The 18,402-nt window shown below is 61.8% G+C and carries 18 protein-coding genes; 9 read left to right on the forward strand and 9 right to left on the reverse strand.

Annotated features, from left to right (window positions below):
- Positions 1-215: 215 nt before the first annotated feature.
- On the forward strand, positions 216-980 hold the full coding sequence (locus tag Q7C20_RS20260) for a response regulator (protein WP_375069756.1): 765 nt from the start codon (positions 216-218) through the stop codon (positions 978-980).
- Positions 980-2,017 carry a sensor histidine kinase gene (locus tag Q7C20_RS20265; RefSeq protein WP_375069758.1) on the forward strand — a complete coding sequence of 346 codons (1,038 nt, stop codon included), beginning with the start codon at positions 980-982 and terminating at the stop codon, positions 2,015-2,017. Before Q7C20_RS20260 ends, Q7C20_RS20265 begins: the two co-directional genes overlap by 1 nt.
- On the opposite strand, the gene Q7C20_RS20270 is transcribed toward Q7C20_RS20265, so the two are convergent.
- The 8 genes from Q7C20_RS20270 to Q7C20_RS20305 form a co-directional block, all read right to left on the reverse strand.
- Positions 2,014-3,075 (reverse strand): AI-2E family transporter, encoded by a 1,062-nt coding sequence (locus tag Q7C20_RS20270; RefSeq protein ID WP_375069760.1) that lies wholly within the window; start codon positions 3,073-3,075, stop codon positions 2,014-2,016. The genes Q7C20_RS20265 and Q7C20_RS20270 overlap by 4 nt on opposite strands.
- A 72-nt stretch (positions 3,076-3,147) precedes the next feature.
- Entirely contained in the window at positions 3,148-3,966 is an 819-nt protein-coding gene (locus Q7C20_RS20275) for a DUF4892 domain-containing protein (RefSeq protein WP_375069761.1), read from the reverse strand.
- Between the two features lie 102 nt (positions 3,967-4,068).
- Positions 4,069-4,923: an alpha/beta fold hydrolase gene (locus Q7C20_RS20280; RefSeq protein WP_375069763.1), complete on the reverse strand. Its 855-nt coding sequence runs from the start codon at positions 4,921-4,923 to the stop codon at positions 4,069-4,071.
- The gene (locus Q7C20_RS20285) at positions 4,920-5,723 is read right to left on the reverse strand and encodes an alpha/beta fold hydrolase (protein ID WP_375069765.1); all 804 of its coding nucleotides are present in this window, start codon (positions 5,721-5,723) and stop codon (positions 4,920-4,922) included. Before Q7C20_RS20285 ends, Q7C20_RS20280 begins: the two co-directional genes overlap by 4 nt.
- 97 nt (positions 5,724-5,820) lie before the next feature.
- Positions 5,821-6,264: a hotdog fold thioesterase gene (locus Q7C20_RS20290; RefSeq protein WP_375069766.1), complete on the reverse strand. Its 444-nt coding sequence runs from the start codon at positions 6,262-6,264 to the stop codon at positions 5,821-5,823.
- A 155-nt stretch (positions 6,265-6,419) separates the two neighbouring features.
- Complete coding sequence (gene sixA, locus Q7C20_RS20295; protein ID WP_375069768.1) at positions 6,420-6,869, reverse strand: phosphohistidine phosphatase SixA; 450 nt, start codon at positions 6,867-6,869, stop codon at positions 6,420-6,422.
- The gene (locus tag Q7C20_RS20300) at positions 6,866-7,213 is read right to left on the reverse strand and encodes a DUF4389 domain-containing protein (protein ID WP_375069770.1); all 348 of its coding nucleotides are present in this window, start codon (positions 7,211-7,213) and stop codon (positions 6,866-6,868) included. The genes sixA and Q7C20_RS20300 overlap by 4 nt, the downstream gene beginning before the upstream one ends.
- 10 nt (positions 7,214-7,223) lie before the next feature.
- Positions 7,224-8,249 carry an NAD(P)H-dependent glycerol-3-phosphate dehydrogenase gene (locus Q7C20_RS20305; protein WP_375069772.1) on the reverse strand — a complete coding sequence of 342 codons (1,026 nt, stop codon included), beginning with the start codon at positions 8,247-8,249 and terminating at the stop codon, positions 7,224-7,226.
- Between the two features lie 195 nt (positions 8,250-8,444).
- On the opposite strand from Q7C20_RS20305, the gene Q7C20_RS20310 reads away from it, so the two are divergent.
- The 5 genes from Q7C20_RS20310 to fabB all read left to right on the forward strand — a co-directional run bounded on the left by Q7C20_RS20310 (position 8,445) and on the right by fabB (position 15,391).
- Entirely contained in the window at positions 8,445-10,565 is a 2,121-nt protein-coding gene (locus Q7C20_RS20310; RefSeq protein WP_375069818.1) for a TonB-dependent receptor plug domain-containing protein, read from the forward strand.
- Position 10,566: 1 nt separating this feature from the next.
- Positions 10,567-11,496, forward strand: a complete 930-nt coding sequence (locus Q7C20_RS20315) for an ABC transporter substrate-binding protein (protein WP_375069774.1) — start codon at positions 10,567-10,569, stop codon at positions 11,494-11,496.
- Positions 11,493-13,394, forward strand: coding sequence for an ATP-binding protein (locus tag Q7C20_RS20320; RefSeq protein ID WP_375069776.1), 1,902 nt, complete (start codon positions 11,493-11,495; stop codon positions 13,392-13,394). Before Q7C20_RS20315 ends, Q7C20_RS20320 begins: the two co-directional genes overlap by 4 nt.
- Before the next feature lie 249 nt (positions 13,395-13,643).
- Positions 13,644-14,159, forward strand: a complete 516-nt coding sequence (gene fabA, locus Q7C20_RS20325; RefSeq protein ID WP_003210552.1) for a 3-hydroxyacyl-[acyl-carrier-protein] dehydratase FabA — start codon at positions 13,644-13,646, stop codon at positions 14,157-14,159.
- 11 nt (positions 14,160-14,170) lie between these two features.
- On the forward strand, positions 14,171-15,391 hold the full coding sequence (gene fabB / locus Q7C20_RS20330; RefSeq protein ID WP_375069778.1) for a beta-ketoacyl-ACP synthase I: 1,221 nt from the start codon (positions 14,171-14,173) through the stop codon (positions 15,389-15,391).
- 446 nt (positions 15,392-15,837) lie between these two features.
- On the opposite strand, the gene Q7C20_RS20335 is transcribed toward fabB, so the two are convergent.
- On the reverse strand, positions 15,838-16,860 hold the full coding sequence (locus Q7C20_RS20335) for an amidohydrolase family protein (protein ID WP_375069779.1): 1,023 nt from the start codon (positions 16,858-16,860) through the stop codon (positions 15,838-15,840).
- 140 nt (positions 16,861-17,000) lie between these two features.
- Here Q7C20_RS20335 and Q7C20_RS20340 point away from each other — a divergent pair, with 140 nt between their 5' ends.
- Positions 17,001-17,417 carry an OsmC family protein gene (locus tag Q7C20_RS20340; RefSeq protein WP_375069781.1) on the forward strand — a complete coding sequence of 139 codons (417 nt, stop codon included), beginning with the start codon at positions 17,001-17,003 and terminating at the stop codon, positions 17,415-17,417.
- A gap of 64 nt (positions 17,418-17,481) precedes the next feature.
- A complete protein-coding gene (locus Q7C20_RS20345; RefSeq protein ID WP_375069782.1) occupies positions 17,482-18,342 on the forward strand; it encodes a pirin family protein in 861 nt (286 codons plus the stop codon).
- Positions 18,343-18,402: the final 60 nt, after the last annotated feature.

The raw sequence follows: 18,402 nt of genomic DNA on the forward strand, positions 1-18,402 counted from the left end.
GCAAGCGGCGCCGTTGCGGGATCCGATGATCGGTAAATACTCACAGGCCGCCCTGCGGCGGACATTTCAGGCAATTGTATCGGCGCCGATACATTCACGACATGCCAGCAACACGCCCCGCCGCTAGCCTCGCGCACATGACCGACCGTCCAGCACTTCCAGCCATGGGGCTGGGCGCCTATGCTGACAGCAACAATCAGGCAGATTATCGCACTATGCATACTTCTTCAGTCTCTGTGAACGACGAGCAAAAAGGCGCAGTGATCGCCGATGAGAAGCGCTGGAACACGCGCGCGCTGATCGTTGACGACGATGTGCCGATCCGCGAGCTGCTGATCGATTACCTGGCGCGCTTCAATATCCTCGCCGTTGGCGTGACCGACGGCGCTGCCATGCGCGTGGCCATGCAAGCGGAAACCTTCGATGTGGTGGTGCTCGACCTGATGCTGCCGGGCGAAGACGGCCTCACGCTGTGCCGCTGGCTGCGCGGCGAATCGGACATCCCGATCCTGATGCTCACTGCGCGTTGCGAACCGACCGACCGCATCATCGGCCTTGAGCTGGGCGCCGATGACTATATGTCCAAGCCGTTCGAGCCGCGCGAACTGGTGGCCCGCATCCAGACCATCCTGCGCCGGGTGCGAGATGACCGCACCGAGCAGCGCGCCAACATCCGTTTCGACAACTGGCGTCTCAACAGCGTGCTGCGCCAATTGGTCGCCGATGATGGCCTGGTCGTGCCGCTGTCCAACGCCGAATTTCGTCTGCTGTGGGTATTCATCGAACGCCCGCGCCGCGTGCTGAGCCGCGAACAACTGCTCGACGCTGCCCGTGGCCGCTCCATCGAGGCGTTTGATCGCAGTATCGACTTGCTGGTGTCGCGCCTGCGCCAGAAGTTGGGGGATGACCCCAAGGCACCGCAGTTGATCAAAACCGTACGTGGCGAAGGCTACCTGTTCGACGCGCGGGATATTGGCTGATGCGCAACGCCTTCAATACGCTGTTCGGAAGGCTGTTCGGCGTATTGCTGGTGGCCATTGTGCTGGCTCATGCGCTGGCTTTTTTCTGGTTCCACCATTACGGGCCCCCGCCCCCGCCGCCCCACGAAACCTTCATCGAGCAACCTGACGGCACACTGACGCCGATGCACAAGGAGCACCGGCGCCCCTGGTTCGGCGGCCCGGTGGTGCCCCTGACGTTTCAGTTTATTTCGCTGATCATTGCTGCCTGGTATGGCGCCAAGCTGCTGAGCCGTCCGATCCAGCGCCTCAGCGCAGCGGCTGAACGCTTGAGCCTCGACCTCGACAGCCCACCGCTCGACGAGTCCGGGCCTCGGGAAGCACGGCAAGCGGCGTCGACGTTCAACCTGATGCAAAAGCGTATCCGCGAACAGGTCAGCCAGCGTGCACGCATGCTGGGCGCGGTCTCCCATGACCTGCGCACCCCGCTGTCGCGCCTCAAACTGCGCCTGGAACAGATCGAAGACACCAAGCTGCAAGGCCAGATGCGTCAAGACCTGGACGACATGATCGGCATGCTCGACGCAACCCTGAGCTACCTGCACGAACAGCGCACCAGCGAGACCCGGCATTGGCTCGACGTGCAGGCGCTGGTCGAATCCCTCAGCGAAAACGCCCAGGACCAGGGCTCCGACGTGCAGTTTTCCGGCACGTGCGTGCCCTTGCAGGTGCAGCCGATGGCACTGCGTTCCTGCCTTAACAACCTGATCGACAATGCCCTGCGCTATGCCGGCACCGCGCGCATAGAGCTGGCAGACAGCCGTGGCGCGCTGGTCATTCGCGTGATCGACCATGGGCCGGGTATTGCGGCGGATAAACGCGAGGCGGTGTTTGAGCCGTTCTTTCGCCTCGAAGGCTCCCGCAACCGCAACTCCGGCGGCGTCGGCCTGGGCATGACAATCTCCAAGGAAGCCGTCGAGCGCCTCGGCGGCCACCTCAGCCTGGAAGAAACCCCAGGCGGCGGCTTGACCGCCGTGATGTGGCTGCCGAGGGCTTAAAGCGGTTTGTCTTCGCGGCGGACTTGCGCCTGGGTGGCGCTCCAGTCCGTCAGCAAGCTGTAGGCCACGGCCAGCAACGTCGGGCCGATAAACAGGCCGATAAAGCCGAACGCAATCAAGCCGCCGAACACACCCAACAACACGATCACCAGCGGCAGGTTGCCGCCTCGGCTGATCAGGTAGGGTTTGAGCACGTTGTCCACGCCGCTGATGATGAACGTGCCCCACACGCCGAGGAACACCGCGTAGGTGTAATCGCCCTTCCAGGCCAGCCAGGCCGTGGCCGGAATCCACACCAGCGGCGGGCCCATGGGGATCAGGCTGAGCAGGAAGGTAACGATGCCCAGCACCAGCGCGCCCGGCACACCAGCGATCAAAAAGCCGATCAGCGCCAGCACGGCCTGGGCGGCGGCGGTGCCGATCACGCCGTTGACCACACGCTGCACGGTACCGGCGACCAGTTCGATGTAGTAACCGGCGCGCTCGCCGATCAGGCGTTCCAGCAGGCGATGCACAAAAGTCGCCAGGCGTGGCCCGTCACGGTAGAAGAAAAACACAAAGACCAGGCTCAGGGTCAGTTCGAGGATACCGCCGCCGATTTGCGCACTGCGCGCCAGCAGCCAATTACCCACCTGCCCCAGATACGGCTTGATGCTGACCATCAGCGCTGCGCCCTGTTGGTCGATGCTGTCCCACGTCGCCACCAGCCGCTCGCCAACAAAGGGGATAGAGCCCAGCCAGGTCGGCGCGGCCGGCAAGCCGTCGACCTGAATATCCTTGATCAGGCCCACCGCATCGCGCACATGGTCCGCCAGGTTGAAGCCCAGCCACACCAGCGGCACTGCCACCAGCAACATCCAGCCCAAGGTCAGAATGCCAGCGGCCAGGGATTCGCGACCACCCAGCGCCCGGGTGAGCAAGCGCATCAGCGGCCAGCTGGCGAATGCCAGCACCGCGCCCCAGAACAGCGCCGACCAGAACGGCGCCATCACCCAGAAGCTCGCACCAAACAGCACCAGCAGCAGGATTTGCACCAGCAGGCGATCGTTATTGAGCATCGGGTATCTCGAGAAAAAGGCTGTAGGAAGAGATCTTAGGCGAACGGCACGGGTCCGTTCGCCTTGTGGTGCCTAGCGTATCAGATGCAAGTGCAGGCCTTTAGCTGCATCGGTGCCGGTTTCCAGGCGTGCGGCCCGTACGCCACTGTCGATCAGGCCCTGGCGCCAGGCTTCGGCAGTCGGCCCGGTCAGGCTGACGCGCAACGTGGTGTCGAGGTTCAGCCCACGGGAAATCAGGGTCAACCAGGTAGCGTCTGGTTCAGCACCGAGTGCCGGGAAGTCAAGCTCTCCAGTGCTTTTCAATTCACGCAGCAGGGTCGCCGAGGTCGGCAGCAGGTCGCCCAATGGTGAGCTGGCATCCAGTTGCTCTACGTGCAGATAGGCGCGGCGGTTGCCTCGGGTGATGCCGTACAGCGCCACCAGGGAATTGTCCTGAGGTGCGGCCAGACGCAACAGCAGGTATTCCTGCTGGCCGTCGGCGCCAACCAGCTTGGCGTTGCCGAACACCTCGTTGGCCCAAAGGCTGCTTTCACCGCAATCGCGGGCCTGGCACCAGAACAACAGCTGCGCGCCCTTGGCCTGCAACGCCTCGCGCGTTGAGGTAAAGGCGGCGCTGGACGTGTGTTCGGCGGGCAGTTCGTAGGTAATTGCGGTGGCTTGGCCGCGCGCGGTGGCTTGGCCTTCATAGCGCAACTGGCCGCTGATCTTGCGGATCGCGCCCATGGGGTAGATGCGTTCTTTATCTTCAGCGGGGCGGTAATCGACGATCTGTGCGTCGACCTGGCGCGACACGGCGGGTAAATCCTGGCTTCCCGGCAGGTCGGCGGCGAACACCAAAGGGCTGAAACAGCAGAGCCCGAGGGCACGTATACATCCTTTGCGCAGGCTCATCGGATGAGTGAGCCCTGGCCATTGGAGGTCGCAGCAGTTTCAAGATGGTTCATGGTTGACTCCCTTTCAATCCGCCCAGCCTCGGCAGTTGACCCCGCCAAGTCAAGGCGTGGAGAAGAACCGATTGAAACAGTCTGCAACAAGAGCGGCGCCGGGCTCATCATTCAGGTGCAAATGATGGCCACCAGGCAGCGTGGTCACCGTGAAGGGTAACTGAGAAAGCAATTCGGGATGTTTCGCCAGCATGCCGTCAGCCGCGACCACCAACTGCGTAGGGCAACCCACGCGCCGCACGAACGCCATGGCCTGCTCGTCAGTGAGGCGCATCGGCGACGCCAGGGTCAGGCGGCTGTCCGTACGCCACGTGTAACCGCCCGGCACTGGCATCAAACCACGCTGGGCCAGCAGTTCGGCGGCTTCGCGGCTGACGGCCACCACGCCTTTCATGCGCGCCTCCACCGCGCGATCAAGGGTGCTATAGACCGGTTTGCTTTTCTCCCGCAGGTTCAATTGCGCCTGCAACGCCATGCCCAAACGCTCGGCGGCGTTCTCGCCGGCAGCGGTCGGCGGGATCACGCCGTCGATTAATCCCAGGTGCGTAATGCGTTCCGGCAAGGCGCCGGCCAGCACCAGAGAAACGATGGCGCCGAGAGAGTGGCCAAGTAATGCAAAACGTTTCCAGCCCAGCTGTTCAGCCACCTGCAGCACGTCAGAGACGTAATCCCACAAAGCATAACCCGCCCCTGCAGGACGGTGCGCCGAATGCCCATGCCCGGCCATGTCCAGCGCGACAATGCGCAAACCCGACAGTTTGGGCGCCAGCCGCGCAAAGCTGTTGGCGTTGTCCAGCCAGCCATGCAGGGCAATCACCGGCAAACCGTCTTCAGGGCCAAACAGATGCGCGGCCAATTCAATGTGCGGCAAGCTCAAGCGGACTTCTTCGACTGGCGTATTCATACGCAGCTGCGCTCACGGGTTTGCCAGCGGGAAAACAGGTTTTTGATCAAGGTCGCGGTGTCCTGAGGGCGTTCCAGGGGGAACATGTGGCCGCCCGGCATGGTGAGCATTTCGCCCATGGGCAGGCGGTCGACGCCGCTGACATGGTGACGCATCACCACGCGGCTCTGGCGACCGCGCACCACCGCCAGCGGCACTTTCAACTGGCGCACCTGACCAGGGCTGGTGTGGGGCACGCCCCGGTAAATGCTGATTTCGGTGGCCGGGTCAAAACGCAGGCGCAGACGGTCGCCCACTAGATGCAGGCCGTGTTGCAGGTACGCGTCAAAACAATCGGGGTCGAACCCGCGAAACAGGGTTTTGCCGGCAAAGTAACTGCGCGCGGCGGCCAAGTCGGTGAATTCTTCACGCCGGCCCAGAGTGCGCCCGGCCGGGGTGAGCCGGTCGATAAAGCCAAAGCGTTTGGCGGCGCGGATCACCCAGCGGTCGGCGCGGGTCAGCACCGGCGAATCCAGCATCACCACGCCACGGTAGAGCTGCGGGCAACGCATGGCCGCGTGTAGATGCAGCACGCCGCCCAAAGAATGGCCCACGCCCCACACCGGCTCCGGTTGTTGTTCCAGGTGGTGGATCAACTCGTCCACCAGGTTCTGCCAGTTATCGTCCACCGGAAACCTGGGGTCGTGACCGTGCTGCGGCAAGTGAGCCACTGTGTATTCCGGGGCCAGGGCGGCAAACAGCTTGCCGTAGGTGGCCGAAGGGAAGCCATTGGCGTGGGCAAAAAACACAGGCTGCGACATACCGGATCCACCATCAAAAACAGAAGTGGATTGTCTCCAGCTCCAGGCAGCACAGCAATGACTGTAACTGCCAGGAATGATGACACTCACGCCACGCCTATCGGGCCGGCGGGTTCTCGCCCAGAGGCACCACGGCCATGGTCAGGCGCGACACGCAGCTGGCCTTGCCGTCATCAGTGGTCAGGCGAATGTCCCAGACCTGAGTCGTGCGGCCGATATGAATCGCCCGCGCCACCGCCGTCACCCGCCCACTGCGCACACCTCGCAGGTGGTTGGCGTTGACCTCCAGCCCCACGCAGTAAAACTTCTTGGCGTCGATGCACAGGTAGGCCGCCATGGAGCCGACGCTTTCGGCCAACACCACCGACGCGCCGCCGTGCAGCAGGCCGTAAGGCTGATGGGTACGCTGGTCGACCACCATGCTGGCGGTCAGGGATTCGTCGTCGAAGCTCTCGAAGCGGATATCCAGTAATTCACCGATGGTGTTTTTCTGGATCGCATTGAGCTGCTCGATATTCGGTTGGGTGCGCCACAGGCTCATTCACGTGTCCTTTATTGGTTTTATTACGGCCCTAATCCTGCCACAGAATAGCCTCACTGCGCTGAATCTTCAGGGCCGGCGTCAAAAAGCCGCGCGTGGCGGCAAACCCAGGGCGCCGAACGTTTGCATCACGCCCTTGGGCAAGGCGACCGTTCCTACGGGTTTTTCACACTCACCAGGCTCATCAGCCCGGCCAGCGGGAAATCTCCTTCCAGCTCCGCCAGGCTGGCGGTGTACATCGGCTGCGGCTGGCGCAAGTGACCATGCTGCAAAAAGCTGATCAGGCTGCCCACCAGAGGCTGGTGGCTGACCAACAGCACGTTGTCATCGGTGCGCAGCTCTTCCAGCACTTGCAACGGGCTGCTGTCGGGCGTCAACCACGGCACTGTGCAGATTTCTGGGTCGAACCCCAACACCTCGCGGACCAACTGCGCGGTTTGCTGCGCCCGCACATAGGGGCTGGCGATGATCGCGCTGATGGGCTGGCCGATCAGGTTCGCGGCGCTGCGCAGCGCTTCGCCACGCCCGTGTTCAGTGAGGTTGCGCTGGGCGTCGGAGGGCGCGTGGGCTTCAGCTTCACCGTGACGCAAAATCCACAGTTTCACAGTTTTGGCTCCTCATCACGCACCGGGTGCGGCGCCGGCGGCACGCTGTGGGCGGCTTCGCCTTCAGGTGCGCGCGGGGTTGGCCAATCGGCGAAAGGCCAGGGTTTTTGATCGCTGTGGAAGCTGCCGAAACGGCCGATCTGCGCGAGGAACTGGCTGAGGCTGTCACCAAAATTCATAAAGCCCAGGTTTGGTGCGCCGTAGATCAAGCGGTAAATCAACTGCACCAGCACCAGTGCGCCGAGCAGGAACTGCGACACTTGCCACACCAGGGCAAACATCAGCATCCACAGAATGCGCAGCAGAATGGACTCGTATTTGGGGGCTGCTTTCGGATCGTTCATGGCGCGTTCCTCAGTTGAAACCACTGGTGGAAATAAAATCGACATCGGTTTTCGGCTCGGCACGCATCAGCAGCTCGATCACCTGATTCAACGTGCGCCCTTCAAACAGGATCGCGTGCAAGCCGGCGACCAGCGGCATGTAAACGCCAACTTCCTGAGCCTTGGCCTTCAAGACTTTGAGCGTGTTGACGCCTTCGGCCACTTCGCCCAGGCGCGTCACCGCGTCTTCCAGGCTCAGGCCCTGGCCCAAGGCAAAACCGACCTGGTAGTTACGGCTTTTCGGCGACGAGCAGGTAACGATCAAGTCGCCCACGCCCGCCAGCCCCAGGAAAGTCATCGGGTTGGCGCCTTGATTCACCGCAAAGCGGGTCATTTCGGCCAGCGCGCGGGTGATCAGCATGCTCTTGGTGTTTTCACCCATGCCCAACGCCACCGCCATACCGGCAATGATCGCGTAGACGTTTTTCAACGCGCCGCCCAACTCGACACCAAAACGATCGTTGCTGGCATACACGCGGAACGTACGCCCATGCAGCACCGCCTGGACGCGCTCGCAGAGCGCTTCGTCTTCGCTGGCGACCACGGTGGCGGTGAGCGCATGTTCGGCGACTTCCCGCGCCAGGTTCGGCCCGGACAGCACACCAATGCGCGCCTGAGGGGCGATCTCTTCAAGGATTTCGCTCATCAACTTGAAGGTCTGCGGCTCAATGCCTTTGGTCAGGCTGACCAGCATTTTGCCCGCCAAACGCTCGGCGTGGGGCGCCAGCACCGAGCGCAGGGCGCTGGAGGGCAGCGCGACAAAGCACAGGTCGCACGCGTCAAGGGTGGCCAGCAGGTCGGTAACCGGCTCGACCGCCAGGTGAATTTTGATGCCTTTAAGGTAACGCGGGTTTTCCCGATGGACGCGAATGGCCTCGGCCTGTTCGGGGTCACGCATCCACTGGCGAACCGCGTGGCCGTTCTCAGCCAGCAGGTTAGCCACGGCGGTACCGAAACTTCCGCCTCCCAGGACCGCAATAGGGCGCTGTTCAGTCATATGCAATCCGTTAATCCATACCAGTGGCGATGGCCGCATTATACGGAGCGACCCGCTTGCGGCCAGCCCCCCTGTCAATTCACACGTTTGTCGGAAAATGCCGCGATTGTGTGACGCAATTGCAGGTGCGACGACTGGCAAATGGCCGCGCCTCAGTTAACATGGCCGGCTATTCGTAATGATCAAGGCCGTGCCGTGTACCTGGGCCCTCCTCCCCGCTCATCTTTGTGGCTGATGCTGCTGTGCAGTGCACCGGCGTTGTCCGACGACCTGTTCCTGGACAACCAGCCCCTGCCGCAAGTGCTGACCGCCACGCGCCTCAAGCAATCGGCCGCCGCCGTGCCGGGCAGCATGACCGTCATCGACAGCGAGCTGATCAAGGCCAGCGGCGCGCGGGACATCGCCGAGCTGCTGCGGCTGGTGCCGGGGATGATGGTCGGCTACACCACCGGCAACCAGGCGGCCGTGAACTACCACGGCACCAGCGCCAGCGATGCGCGGCGCATGCAGGTGCTGATCGACGGGCGCTCGGTGTACCGCGCGGGCCTGGCGACCGTGGACTGGAGCGACATTCCAGTGGCCATGGAAGATATCGAGCGGATTGAAGTGTTCCGTGGCCCCAATACCGTCAGTTATGGCGCCAATGCGCTGATGGCGGTGGTCAATATCCTCACGCGCTCGCCGGCCAACAGCCAGGGCTCGCGGGTCAAGGTCATTCGTGGCGCGCGCGGGATAGACGACTTCTATGCCAGCCAGGGCGTGGGTTGGGACACCGGCGATTTGCGCTTGTCGCTGTCCGGGCAACAGGACAGCGGGTTCGACAGCGACGCCGCCGGTGCCGACCGCCGTGACAGCCGCCGCCTCAGCCGGTTCAGCCTGGCGGTGAGCCAGACCCTGAACGCGCAGCAGAGCCTCGACTGGCAATTCGACGCCAAGGAAGGCAGCAATCAGCGTCCTTATACCTACATGCCTGTGTTCGCCGGCATTACTGAGGGCGGTACCAATTCCGACGTCTCCGCCAAGGACTACGCCGGCTCCCTGCGCTGGAACTATGAGTTCAGTCCGGAACACAGCCTGTACGTCCAGGGTTCGGCTCAGCAATGGGACCGCCAGCAGGTGTGGAAGGCCTGCGATGCCAAGGTGTCGTTCAGCCCGGAACTGACCCAGCTGTGGCAGATCAACCCCAACTACGCCGAATTGCTCGCCCGGCACATGGACACCTTCAGCCAGAGCGCCGCCCCGCCCGGCAGCGCCACCGAACAGGCGCTGGGCAATCAGGTGCTCGACCAATGGCGCCAGGGCGCCAGCCAAAGCGTGTGCGGTGACATCGACCAGAGCACCCGCGAAAGCCGCTACGACCTCGAGATTCAAGACACCCTCAGCCTGTCCGACAGCCTGCGCCTGGTCAGCGGCATGAATTATCGCTACGACCGTGCGGACTCCGACACCTACTTCAACGGCACCCTCGACGACACCACTTGGCGCCTGTTCGGCCACCTGGAATGGCGCGCCAGCGAGCACTGGCTGCTGCAAGGCGGCGCGATGTACGAAGACACCCACCTGAGCGGCAACTCGCTGACGCCGCGCGTGGCGGTCAACTATTTGATCAACCCGCGCCATGGCCTGCGCGCGGTGTATTCCGAAGCGATTCGCTCGCCGGACATGTTCGAAAACAACGTCAACTGGAGCTATCGCGTCACCAACCTCAGCTCGCCGACCTACGGGCAAAATTCCGGGCAATATTTTGTGGTGACACGCGGCCCCGGTAACCTCGATAAAGAGTTGATGCGCTCACGGGAGCTGGGCTACAACGGCTTCTTTGCCGACCTTGGGCTGAACGTCGACGTGAAACTGTTCTACGACGAAATCACCGACATGATCAGCTCGCCGCTGCGCAATAACCAATACATTGCCAGCAATGCCAACAGCTCGCGGTTTACCGGGGCCGAGTCGCAGTTCGACTGGCGCATGAGCAACGCCGACCGCCTGCGGCTGACCTATGCTTACGTCGACGCCACCGCCAGCAACCCCAAGGACAAGGCGCAAACTGCACGCAACAGCGGCTCGGCCGGCTGGCTGCGCGAATGGGGCCACGGCTGGTCCAGCGCGCTGTTCTACTATGGCGACGACGCACTCAACGAGTATCGCTTCGAACGGGTCGACCTGCGGGTGGCCAAGCGCATTGCCCTGGGCAAAGCCAACGTGGAGCTGGCCGGCATGTTGCAACAACGCCTCGATGACCAGCCCACCACCTGGGCCGACAACAATTACGACAGTCGCCACGTCCTCTACTTCAGCGCGGAGCTGGAATTCTGACATGGGCGATCAGTCACGGATGACCCTCTTTTATATCGCTCGCCTCTGGCGACGCGGCCTGCTGCTGGTGTGCCTGCTGTTGACGGCACCGGCATGGAGCGCCGATATCCTGTTGACCGCCGCCGAAGACGGTGCAGGTGTGCAAGCCTTTGCGCTCGCACTGGCCAAGCAGCGCCCCCAGGACCACGTCACCTTTACCCCACTCAAAGACCTGCCCGCGCCGAGCCAATTGCCCGCCAGCACCCGCTTGATCCTGCTGGACCTGCCCGGCCTCGACTGGCGCCTGCAGGATGCCCAGGGCCCGCCGACCCTGGTGCTGCGTATTAGCCGCCTGCAAGCCCGCCAGCGCCTGGGCAATGCGCACCCGGCGAAAATCAGCTTGTTGTGGAGCGACCCGCCGCTGGAGCGCCAACTGAACCTGATTGCCAGCATCCTGCCCCAGGCCCGACGCATCGGCGTGCTTTACGGCATCGACAGTGAATTCCTGATCCAGGAGCTGCGCCAGTATGCGCAGCCGTTGGGCCTTGAGATCGTGCCGCAACTTTGGGACAACATTAATGACAGTCGCCCGTTGCAGAACCTGTTCAAGAACAGTGACGTGCTGCTCGGCCTTGACGACCCGCTGCTGTACAACCCCAAAACCGTGAAGAACCTGTTGCTCAGCAGCTATGCCCAACAACTGCCGCTGGTGGGCCCCAATGCAGGGTTCGTCAAGGCCGGCAGCCTGGCCAGCACCTACAGCGATCAAGCGGACTGGCTCAATGTACTTGACCGTTTGCTCGACCATTCGCCGGCCACCTGGCCACGCACCTTGTACCCGGAACACTTCAAAGTCGTGGGCAACCCGCAAGTCGCGCGCTCACTGGGGATCGAACAGGTTGACGAAGTCGCCGTCGCCGCCCGATTGGCCGAAGGAGAAAAACGTCCATGACCTTGCGTCGTCGTTGGGACATCAACACCCGCACCCAGCTCATCACCCTGGGCCCGGCGCTGTTGCTGACGTTGCTGTTGATCAGCTTCTTTACCTTCGTGCGCATCCAGGACCTGCGCCAGGAACTCGACCACACCGGCCAGTTGATCGCCAACCAGCTGGCACCCGCCACCGAATACGGGGTTATTTCCGGTAATAACGACGTGCTCGACAGCCTGGTGCGCGCAACCCTGGCCACGCCTCACGTGCGCTTTTTGGAGATTCAGGACAGTTCTGAAAACATCCTGGTGTACGTCGAGCAGCCGTCGGAGAAACATGATCGCTCGCTGTCGGTGAAAGTGTTCCAGGCACCGATCCGCTTGCAGCATATCCAGCTGGGCAATGACTTTTTCCAGGACAACCTCAACGAGCCCAAAGCCCCGCGCGCGGATTACCTGGGCCGGGTGATAGTCGGCATGTCCAACGATGCCTTCAGCCAGCGCCAGCAAGAGATACTGTTCAAGGCCGGCATCCTGGCGCTGTTCGCCTTGCTGTTTACCTTCCTGCTGGCGCGGCGCCTGGCGGCCAGCCTGTCGAAGCCGATCAGCGCGATGGGCAACGCGGTGAAGGCCATCCAGCAGGGCGACTACAAGACGCCGCTGCCGATTGTGGATGACTCGGAGTTGGGCGACCTGGCGCGACACATCAACAACCTTGCCGAAGGCCTTAACCAGGCCAGTCGCGAACAGCACCAAGCCATGGCCCAACTGATCCAGACCCGCGAAGAAGCCGAACGGGCGAACAATGCCAAGTCGGACTTCCTGGCCATGATGAGCCACGAGTTGCGCACGCCCATGAACGGCGTGCTGGGCATGTTGCAGTTGCTTGAAACCACCGAGATGACCGACGAGCAAACCGAGTACGCGGCGCTGGCTTCGGAGTCCACTGAGCACCTGCTCAAGGTGATCAACGACATCCTCGATTTTTCGCGCATCGAACGCGCGGCGTTGGAGCTGGAAAATATTTCGTTCAACCTGGCCGACTTGATCAGCAGTTGCGCCCAGGCCTTCCAGCACAGCGCCCAGCAGCGCGGGCTGGCGCTGGAACTGCCGATTCCGGCCGGCATGGATTCGCTGCGGGTACGAGGCGACCCGACGCGTATCCGGCAGATTCTGGTGAACCTGATTGGCAACGCGCTCAAATTCACCGAGCAAGGCACGGTCATCGTCGAGCCCCACTGGCAAACCCTGGACCATGAACTGGTGTGGTTTACCTGCACCGTGCGCGACAGTGGCATCGGTATTTCTGCCGAGCGCCTCGAGCTAATGTTCGATGCGTTCCAGCAGGCTGACAGTTCCATTTCAAGACGTTACGGCGGCACCGGTTTGGGCCTGCCCATCGCCCGCACGCTGGCCGAACGCATGGGCGGCACCTTGCGCGCGCAGAGCGAAGAAGGCCGCGGTTCGGTGTTTACCCTGGAAATCCCCTTGGCCATCGACCAGCAAAGCCTGCCGACGATTGCCCAGGACACCGATGGCAAAACCGGCGCTGGCAATGGCCGCCATGTGTTGCTGGTGGAGGACAACCCGGTCAACCGCGCGGTGGTCGAAGCCATGTTGCGCAGCCTGGGCTTTGAAGTGAGCCTGGCCACGGATGGCGCCGAGGCGATCCGCAGTGCCGAGAGCCTGATTTTCACCGCGATCCTGATGGACTGCCGCCTGCCGTTAATCGATGGTTACGAGGCCACGCGCCAGATCCGGCAACTGCCCGGCTGCGCCGACTTGCCGATTATCGCGCTGACTGCCAACGCACTGCAGGGCGACCGCGAAGCCTGTCTTGCAGCCGGAATGAACGATTACCTGGCCAAGCCGTTCAAACGCACGGACTTGCAGCAAATACTGCAGCGCTGGGTGCAATAGCGCCACGCCATCCACCAACTCCGACTGGCGTGAAAGACGAAAGTGCGGCAGTCTTAGGCACCCGAACGGGCCGATAAACAGGCCCGGTTTAAAATTTCAGTGAACAAGTGTACATTGAGTGCCTTGACGCTGTGACTTTCACTACAACGCAATAGTCTATGTGTAGGCTGCTGACCTGAGGCATGAACGCTTCAGTCGGATCGGGAAGATTTACCCTACCCCGCCGCATGGGATTATTGAGGAGCTCGCATGACCAAACAAAACGCCTTTACTCGGGAAGACCTGCTGCGCTGCAGTCGCGGTGAGCTGTTCGGCCCAGGTAACGCGCAACTGCCCGCGCCGAACATGCTGATGGTGGATCGCATCACCCATATCAGCGAAGAAGGTGGCAAGTACGGCAAAGGTGAATTGGTCGCCGAGCTGGATATCACCCCTGACCTGTGGTTCTTCGCCTGCCATTTCGAAGGTGATCCGGTGATGCCGGGCTGCCTGGGCCTTGACGCCATGTGGCAACTGGTCGGCTTCTACTTGGGCTGGCAAGGCCTGCCGGGCCGTGGCCGTGCGCTGGGTTCGGGCGAAGTGAAGTTCTTCGGCCAGGTCCTTCCGACCGCCAAGAAAGTCACCTATAACATTCAAATCAAGCGCGTCCTCAAGGGCAAGCTGAACCTGGCCATCGCCGACGGTTCGGTCACCGTCGACGGTCGCGAGATCTATACTGCCGAAGGCCTTCGGGTCGGCGTATTCACTTCCACTGACAACTTTTAAGGGTTATCCGCATGCGCCGCGTCGTTATCACTGGTCTGGGCATCGTTTCTTGCCTGGGCAATGACAAAGAGACCGTCACCGCTAACCTGCGTGCAAGTCGCCCTGGCATCCGCTTCAACCCGGAATATGCCGAAATGGGTCTGCGTAGCCAGGTTTCCGGCTCCATCGACCTGCCCCTCGAAGAACTGATTGATCGCAAGATCTACCGCTTCGTCGGCCACGCTGCCGCCTACGCCTACCTGGCCATGAAAGACGCCATCGCCGACTCCGGCCTGGCCGAAGACCAGGTATCGAACGTGCGCACCGGCCTGATCGCCGGCTCCGGCGGCGCATCGACCCTGAACCAGATGGAAGCGCTGGACATCCTGCGCGAAAAAGGCGTGAAGCGCGTTGGCCCGTACCGTGTGACCCGGACCATGGGCAGCACCGTTTCGGCCTGCCTGGCCACGCCGTTTGCAATCAAGGGCGTGAACTACTCGATCTCCTCCGCTTGCGCCACCAGTGCTCACTGCATCGGTACTGCGGTTGAGCAGATCCAGCTGGGCAAGCAGGACATCGTTTTCGCCGGTGGCGGTGAAGAAGAACATTGGAGCCAGTCGTTCCTGTTCGACGCCATGGGCGCGCTGTCCACCCAGTACAACGAAACCCCGGAAAAGGCTTCCCGTGCCTACGACGCCAAGCGTGACGGTTTCGTCATCGCCGGCGGTGGCGGCATGGTCGTGGTCGAAGAGCTGGAACACGCTCTGGCCCGTGGCGCAAAAATCTACGCCGAAATCGTTGGCTACGGCGCGACATCCGACGGCTACGACATGGTTGCGCCAAGCGGTGAAGGCGCCATCCGTTGCATGCAGATGGCAATGTCCACCGTTGATACCCCGATCGATTACCTGAACACCCACGGCACCTCGACTCCGGTCGGCGACGCCAAGGAAATGGAAGGCGTGCGTGCGGTATTCGGCGACAAGGCGCCGGCCATCAGCTCTACCAAGAGCCTGTCGGGTCACTCCCTGGGCGCCGCTGGCGTGCATGAAGCGATCTACTGCTTGCTGATGATGGAAGGCAACTTCATGGCGGGTTCGGCCAACATCGACGAGATTGATCCGGTTGTGGCTGATATGCCGATCCTGACCAAGACAGTTGAGAACGTTAAGATCGATACGGTGATGAGCAACAGCTTCGGCTTTGGTGGCACTAACGCCACGCTGGTGCTGAAGCGCTGGCAGGGTCAGTAAGACCTGTAGGTTGATCGCGTGAAAAAGCCCCGACTGGTTCGGGGCTTTTTTGTGGGAGCTGGCTTTTGTGGGAGCTGGCTTGCCTGCGATGGCATCAACTCGGTTTGCCTGATGTACCGAGGTGTCTGCATCGCAGCGGTGCGACGATTCGACAAGCCAGCTCCCACAGAGAAGCTCACCTGCGTGTGAAGGTATTGAAGTCTTACTCGGTCAAAACTGTGGGAGCGGGCTTGCTCGCGAATGCGGTGGGTCAGTGATGAATTGGGTGGCTGACACACCGCATTCGCGAGCAAGCCCGCTCCCACAGTGGACCTCCATTTTGTCTGAAGGATCGCAATCTGCTTTAGACAAAACAGCGCCTTTGATTCAACCACTCAGGTCGGCTAAAGGCCGCCGAGCTTTTGCTTTTGATTTGAGGCGCCCCGGTCGATGTCGATCCGCCAAATTCATTGCACCCGCTCATCGCGAGCGGCTTTCGGCAGAATCGCCAGGAAGTTATCCCGCGCCACCTTGCGGGCGACGTCCTCAGGCAACGCATCGAGAAACGGCTCAAAGCGGTGCATTTCCTTACCCAACTTGTTGAAACGCCCTACCACGTCCGATCCCAGCATGAAACGCTCCGGGAAGCGTTCCACCAGCTTCAGCCACTGCGCGCGGGGTTTGCCTGCATCATCGAGCAAGTACGGCGTGAGCATGCTCCAGGAGAGGTCGATGTACAGATTGGGGTAAGCCTCCAGCATGCGAGTCAGAGTGGGTAGCAAAAAGTCCATCTGCACCTGATGGCGGTGGATCTCCTTGCTGGTGCCAGCATGAGCCCAGATAAAGCGGGTGTGCGGATGGTTGCGCAGTGGCTCTTCCACTTCGGCCAGATACAGCGGGTTGCGCTCGCGTTTGGACGTGATGTTGGAGTGCAGCATCACCGGCAGGTCGTTTTCCGCCGCCAGGTGATAGATCAGCGTCATGGCTTCGTTGTTGGCGCGCGGGGTGTCGCCAGCCGTCAAGGCGGTCAGGTCATCGTGGCGGGTGAACACCTCGCCGATGCCCTGCCACAGACCGGGGTTGAGGTCGAGCATGCGCTGGACATGGGCGGCGGAGTTCTTGTCGTTGGGGTTGAACCCGGACAAAAACGGGTGAAAGTGCTGGCGCTGCTCGGGCTTGAGTTTATTGAGCGCTGCCGCAACGATCACATCGGTGGCGCTGTACCAGTAGGCATCGGCGTCGTCACCGGCGTAATAGCGCGGGCGCTTGGGTTCGTCTTCGTGCCACTTTTTCGCCACGGGAATACCGGAAATCATCACATGGTCGATGCGCGCGTCGGCCATGGCCTTCAGCAGTTTGTCCATGCCCGCGGTTTCCTGGAAAAAGTCGACGTAATGCAGGTGCGCATCGCTGTAGACATAGTCACGGGCCTGCACAGCAAGGCTGCTGGCGGCGAATAACACGGCAAAACTCAGGCGGCTCCAGGGCACGGTACAACCTCAACGGGGGCTAATACCGATAGACCCTGTGAGGCCTGCCCGGGTTCAGCGGGCAAATTACGCGGAACACGAGAGTGCCAGCATGCTCTATAACTGCATGACCTTCTTCCTGCCGACGTGTGAGGTTTGCCATGCCTGTTACCGTGAATACCCTGAACCACGACAACTTTCGCCACAGCGTGAATATCAATAACCACGAACTGTTCACCGACCTGCCCAAGAGCCTGGGCGGAGATGACTCGGCGCCCTCCCCCCATGACTATTTCGATGCAGCCCTGGCCTCGTGCAAGGCGCTGACCGTCAAGCTCTACGCCCAGAAGAAAGACATTCCCCTCACCGGCGTGACGGTCGAAGTGACCCACGACAGCACCGAGGAGCAAAAGGGCAAGTACACACTCAACGTCAAGCTGACCCTCAAGGGCGTGCTCACCGATGAGCAGCGCGACGAACTGCACCGCGTGGCCGACCGCTGCCCGGTACACAAGCTGATGACCACTGCCGAGGTCACAATCGAAACCACACTGTCTGAAGGCGCCTTCAGCCAATAGCGCCAACCTCCCGTCGAGCGGGTTATGCTCAGCCCTCTCTAACCCGCTCCGACAGGGATGCCCCATGACCATCGTGATCCGCCCTCGCCCTGAAGAGGTCGAAGGCCAGCCGATCCTGCGCCCGCTGCCCTCGCGCGAATGCCGCAGCGTCGGGCCCTTTGTGTTCTTCGACCACATGTTGCTCACCCGCTATGCGCCGGGCACAGGCATGAATATCCGCCAGCACCCGCATATCGGGCTGTCGACGCTGACGTACCTGTTCGAAGGCGCGTTGCAGCACAAGGACAGCCTGGGCTCGGATCAAGTGGTCGAGGCCGGCGATGTGAGCTGGATGACTGCAGGCAGCGCGATTGCCCACGTGGAACGCACACCCGAGCCGCTCAAGGCCAGTGGTTTCAGCCTGCACGGGCTGCAAGTGTGGCTGGCCTCACCCATGGACCATGAAACTGGACCTGGGCACTACAGCCATCATCCGGCGGCGAGCCTGCCGGTCAGCGACAGCCTGGGCGTGCAGATTCGCCTGATCGCCGGCAGTGGTTTTTGCCTCAAATCCCCGGTGCCAGTGCGGTCGCCCACGCTGTATGCCGAGGTGCGCATGCAGACGGCCACCACGCTGCTGATCCCGGATGAGCATGAGGAACGGGCGGTGTATGTGCTGGAAGGCGAGGCACAGCTGGATGGCGAGGCATTGGAGGTGCACAGCCTGGTGGTGTTGCCCGCTGGGCAGGAAATGACACTGTTTGCCGAGAGGGACTGCCATTTGGTGGTGTTTGGCGGCGCGCAACTGGACGGGCTACGACGGATCAACTGGAATTTTGTGGCGAGTGATCCGGCGGTGATTGAACAGGCCAGGCAACGGTGGGCGGCCGGGGATTGGCCGACGGTACCGGGGGAGTCTGAAAGGATTGAGTTGCCGGTGAGATAGCCTTCGCGAGCAAGCCCGCTCCCACATTTTGACCGCATTCCAACAGGTAAAATACGGTCA

The sequence above is a fragment of the Pseudomonas sp. AMR01 genome (genome assembly GCF_041946035.1).
Taxonomy (GTDB): Bacteria; Pseudomonadota; Gammaproteobacteria; order Pseudomonadales; family Pseudomonadaceae; genus Aquipseudomonas; species Aquipseudomonas antarctica_B.